The sequence below is a fragment of the Pseudomonas sp. genome (assembly GCF_032058845.1).
GTDB lineage: Bacteria > Pseudomonadota > Gammaproteobacteria > Pseudomonadales > Pseudomonadaceae > Aquipseudomonas.
Genome location: NZ_DAMCCR010000042.1, coordinates 1 through 5,096 on the forward strand (window position 1 = coordinate 1; position 5,096 = coordinate 5,096).

The following is a 5,096-nucleotide window of genomic DNA, read 5'->3' on the forward strand; positions in this document are numbered from 1 at the left end:
CAACCGCCTGGCCCGCGTGAAGCGTTGGTGATCGGCGCGGGGCTGGCGGGCAGTGCCACGGCCAACAGCCTGGCCCGGCGCGGTTGGCAGGTGACCGTGCTGGAGCGCCACGCCGAAGCGGCCCAGGAGGCCTCGGGCAACCCGCAAGGGGTGCTCTACCTCAAGCTGTCGGCCCACGGTACGGCGCTGTCGCAGATGATCCTGGCCGGGTTCGGCTACACCCGTCGTTGGCTGGAGCAGTTGCAGCAAGGTCGGGACTGGGACGCCTGCGGGGTGCTGCAACTGGCGTTCAACGATCAGGAAGCCACACGCCAGAGCAAGCTCGCGGCGGCCTTCGACGCCAGCCTGGTACGGCAGCTGGATCGCCAGCAGGCCGAACAGGTCGCAGGCATCCGGCTGGCCAGTGGCGGATTGTTCTACCCCCAGGGCGGCTGGGTGCACCCCCCGGCGCTGTGCCAGGCGCAACTGGACTGTGCCGGCATTCGGCTGCTGCCCTACAGCGAGGTGCTGAGCCTGAATTACTGCGACGGCCTGTGGCAGGCCCGAGCCGGCGAGCACCTGCTGGCCAGCGCCCCGGTCGTGGTGCTGGCCAATGCCGCCGAGGTGCAGCGCCTGCTGCCGAGCGGACTGCTGCCACTCAAGCGTATTCGCGGGCAGATCACCCGCCTGCCCGCCACCCCGACCAGCCGCGCCCTGAGCACGGTGGTCTGCGCTGACGGTTACATCGCCCCGCCGCGCGGTGACGAACACACCCTGGGCGCCAGCTTCGATTTCCACAGCGACGACCTCGCCCCCAGCGTTGCCCAGCACCAGAGCAACCTTGGCCTGCTGCAGGACATTTCCGCAGACCTTGCCCAGCGCCTGCACGCCGATACCCTGGACCCCGCCGCCCTCGAGGGCCGCGCCGCGTTCCGCTGCACCAGCCCGGACTACCTGCCCATCGTCGGCCCCCTCGCCGACCGCGAAACCTTCGACCAGGCTTACGCCGCCCTGCGCAAGGACGCCCGTCAGGTCCCCGACACCCCCTGCCCCTGGCTGCCTGGCCTGTACATCAACAGCGGCCACGGCTCGCGCGGCCTCATCACCGCCCCGCTGAGCGGCGAGCTGGTAGCCGCCTGGGTCTGCGGCGAACCCCTGCCACTGCCGCGTGCAGTAGCAGAGGCGTGTCATCCGAATCGGTTTGCGTTGCGGGAGTTGATTCGAGGGGTGCGGTTAGGCCGAAGCAGGACCATCACCCAGGCGGGTGAGTCCTGGGACAGCGGGTTAGAGGGTAAAGACGATATGGAACTGTTCATGCCTGATCGAGAGCAGCCCGCCGATCAGGAGCGCGAGCCCTTATGATGCTCGCGTTCATTGGCGCTCCTGCGCTCAAGTGATTTACCCAGTACGCGTATACGCTAGGCTCGATGCGGCGATACCGGCCAATTGCCTTATAACAGATCGTTCTAAAACTCACACATATCCACCGGGTCACTACCTAGGTGCCCGCCAACGGAGCACACCCCTCCCCAACGGAAAAACCGGTAAGGACTTATGTGCGGATTAGCTGGTGAGTTACGTTTTACCCCCCATGGCCAAGCGCCTCGCCCTGCGGACCTCGCGGCCGTAGAGCGCATCACCCATCATCTGGCGCCGCGCGGCCCGGATGCCTGGGGCTTTCATAGCCAGGGGCCGATTGCCCTGGGCCATCGCCGACTGAAGATCATGGACTTGTCCGACGGCTCGGCGCAGCCGATGCAGGACAGCACCCTGGGCTTGTCGCTGGCCTTCAACGGCGCGATCTACAACTTCCCCGAGCTGCGCGATGAGCTCAAGGCCCTGGGCTACAGCTTCTGGTCCGGTGGCGACACCGAAGTGCTGCTCAAGGGCTACCACGCCTGGGGCGAGGCGCTGTTGCCCAAGCTCAATGGCATGTTCGCCCTGGCCATCTGGGAGCGCGACAGCCAACGCCTGTTCCTTGCCCGTGACCGCCTGGGCGTGAAGCCGCTGTACCTGTCGCGCACCGGTGAGCGCCTGCGTTTCGCCTCGACCTTGCCAGCACTGCTCAAGGGCGGCGATATCGACCCGATGATCGATCCGGTCGGCCTCAACCACTACCTCAACTTCCACGCCGTGGTACCCGCCCCGCGCACCTTGCTGGCCAACGTGCAGAAGCTCGAGCCCGGCACCTGGATGCGCGTTGACCGCCACGGCGAAGTCGAGCGCAAGACCTGGTGGACCCTGCAGTACGGCCCCAACGCCGACGAACAGCACCTGACCCTCGAAGACTGGACCACCCGCGTGCTCGACGCGACCCGTGACGCCGTGGCCATCCGCCAACGTGCGGCGGTGGACGTGGGTGTGCTGCTGTCGGGCGGCGTCGACTCCAGCATGCTGGTCGGCCTGCTGCGCGAGACCGGCGTCGAAGACCTCTCGACCTTCTCCATCGGCTTCGAAGACGCCGGTGGCGAACGTGGCGACGAGTTCCAGTATTCGGACCTGATCGCCCGGCACTACGGCACGCGCCACCATCAGTTGCGCATCGCCGAACACGAGATCATCGATCAGCTACCGTCGGCCTTCCGCGCCATGAGCGAGCCGATGGTGAGCCATGACTGCATCGCCTTCTACCTGCTCTCGCGCGAGGTAGCCAAGCACTGCAAGGGCGTGCAGAGCGGCCAGGGCGCCGACGAGCTGTTTGCCGGTTACCACTGGTACCCGCAGGTCGATGGCGCCGCCGATCCGTATGCGGCGTATCGCGACGCCTTCTTCGACCGCAGCTTCGCCGAATACCAAGACACCGTGCAGCCCGCCTGGCGCCTCGAACATGACGCCGCCGGTGACTTCGTCCGCGAACACTTCGCCCGGGCCGGCGCCAGTGCAGCGGTCGACAAGGCCCTGCGCCTGGACAGCACCGTGATGCTGGTCGACGACCCGGTCAAACGCGTCGACAACATGACCATGGCCTGGGGCCTGGAGGCGCGCACGCCGTTCCTCGACTACCGCCTGGCCGAGCTCTCGGCGCGCATCCCGGCGCGCTTCAAACTGCCCGATGGCGGCAAGCAGGTGCTCAAGGAAGCCGCGCGCCGCGTGATTCCCCATGAGGTGATCGACCGCAAGAAGGGCTACTTCCCGGTGCCTGGCCTCAAGCACCTCGAAGGCGCCACCCTGGGTTGGGTACGCGACTTGCTGACCGACCCGAGCCAGGACCGCGGCCTGTTCAACCCGGCTGAAATCGACCGCCTGCTGAGCAACCCGCACGGCCAGCTCACCCCGCTGCGCGGCTCGAAGCTGTGGCAGTTGGCCGCGCTGAACCTGTGGTTGAGCGAACAAGGAATCTGATCGATGAAAGCCCATGAAATCGCTTACGGCCAGCGGCTGCTGCGCGGCCAGGCGCCGTCCTACGAGCGCCTGCAAGCGCGCCTGGCCGGTGATGGCAGCGAACCGCACGACCAGCCGCGGGCCCTGCATTGCGGTTGGGGGCGCCTGCTGATCGGCCACACCTATCCCGATCCTGCGTGCCTGGCCCAGGCGTTGCAGGAAGAGCGCCCCGGCGAGCGTGACATCGCACTGTATGTCGCGGCCCCGCAGCAGGTGCTGGCCCAGGCCCCGCACCAGCTGTTCCTCGACCCTTCCGACACTCTGCGCCTGTGGTTCACCGACTACCGCCCCGCGCAGCGGGTGTTTCGCGGCTTTCGCATCCGCCGGGCGCAGAACGACGGCGACTGGCAGGCCATCAATGCCCTGTACCAGGCCCGCGGCATGCTGCCCATCGACCCGCAGCGCCTTACCCCGCGCCACCTGGGCGGGCCGGTCTACTGGCTGGCCGAAGATGAAGACAGCGGCGCGGTGATCGGCAGCGTGATGGGCCTGAACCACCACAAGGCCTATGCCGACCCCGAGCACGGCAGCAGCCTGTGGTGCCTGGCCGTGGACCCGCAGTGCAGCCGTCCAGGCGTGGGCGAAGTCCTGGTGCGCCACCTCGTCGAGCACTTCCAGAGCCGTGGCCTGGCCTTCCTCGACCTGTCCGTGCTGCACGACAACCGTCAGGCCAAGCGCCTGTACGAAAAGCTCGGCTTTCGCAACCTGCCGACCTTCGCCGTCAAGCGCAAGAACGGCATCAACCAGCCGCTGTTCCTCGGCCCCGGACCGCAAGCTGCACTGAATCCCTATGCGCGAATCATCGTCGATGAAGCCCATCGCCGTGGTATCGAAGTGCAAGTCGACGACGCTGCCACCGGGCTGTTCAGCCTGAGCATGGGTGGACGCCGCGTGCGCTGCCGCGAGTCGCTCAGCGACCTGACCAGCGCGGTGAGCATGACCCTCTGCCAGGACAAACGCCTGACCCAGCGGGCCTTGCACAACGCGGGGCTCAAGGTGCCGGTGCAACAGCTGGCCGCCAGTGCCGATGACAACGAGGCGTTCCTCGAAGACCACGGCGCCGTGGTGGTCAAGCCGGTCGATGGCGAGCAGGGCCAGGGCGTGGCGGTCAACCTCACCACGCTGCAAGACATCACCCAGGCCGTCGAGCACGCCCGCCAGTTCGACAGCCGCGTGCTGCTGGAAAGCTTCCATCCCGGCCACGACCTGCGCATCGTGGTCATCGCCTACGAGGTGGTGGCCGCCGCGATTCGCCATCCGGCGCAAGTGATCGGCGATGGTGCGAGTGACGTGAAAACCCTGATCGAGGCGCAAAGCAAACGCCGCCAGGCCGCCACCTGCGGTGAAAGCCGCATTCCGCTGGATGAAGAAACCGAGCGCAGCGTGCGCGCGGCAGGGTTCGAGTATCACAGCGTGCTGCCAGCGGGCGAACGCCTGGCCGTGCGCCGGGCCGCCAACCTGCACACCGGCGGCACGCTGGAAGACGTCACCGAGCGTCTGCACCCGACCCTGGCCGATGCCGCCGTCCGCGCCGCTCGCGCCCTGGACATTCCGGTGGTTGGCCTGGATTTCATGGTGGGTGATGCCAGCCAAGCGGATTACGTGATCATCGAGGCCAACGAGCGCGTAGGCCTGGCCAACCATGAGCCGCAGCCGACCGCCGAGCGCTTCGTCGACCTGCTGTTCCCGCACAGCTTGGCGCCCCGTTGAGCCCATGGGCAACCGTGCGCGGATTC

The 5,096-nt window shown here is 67.3% G+C and carries 2 protein-coding genes and 1 pseudogene; all 3 read left to right on the top strand.

What is annotated here, in order from left to right:
• Positions 1-1,206, top strand: a pseudogene (mnmC, locus tag RT028_RS10150) (bifunctional tRNA (5-methylaminomethyl-2-thiouridine)(34)-methyltransferase MnmD/FAD-dependent 5-carboxymethylaminomethyl-2-thiouridine(34) oxidoreductase MnmC); the annotation flags it as partial.
• Positions 1,207-1,533: 327 nt separating this feature from the next.
• The gene (locus RT028_RS10155; RefSeq protein ID WP_312934626.1) at positions 1,534-3,321 is read left to right on the top strand and encodes an N-acetylglutaminylglutamine amidotransferase; all 1,788 of its coding nucleotides are present in this window, start codon (positions 1,534-1,536) and stop codon (positions 3,319-3,321) included.
• Positions 3,322-3,324: 3 nt separating this feature from the next.
• Positions 3,325-5,070 carry an N-acetylglutaminylglutamine synthetase gene (gene ngg, locus RT028_RS10160; RefSeq protein ID WP_312934627.1) on the top strand — a complete coding sequence of 582 codons (1,746 nt, stop codon included), beginning with the start codon at positions 3,325-3,327 and terminating at the stop codon, positions 5,068-5,070.
• Positions 5,071-5,096: the final 26 nt, after the last annotated feature.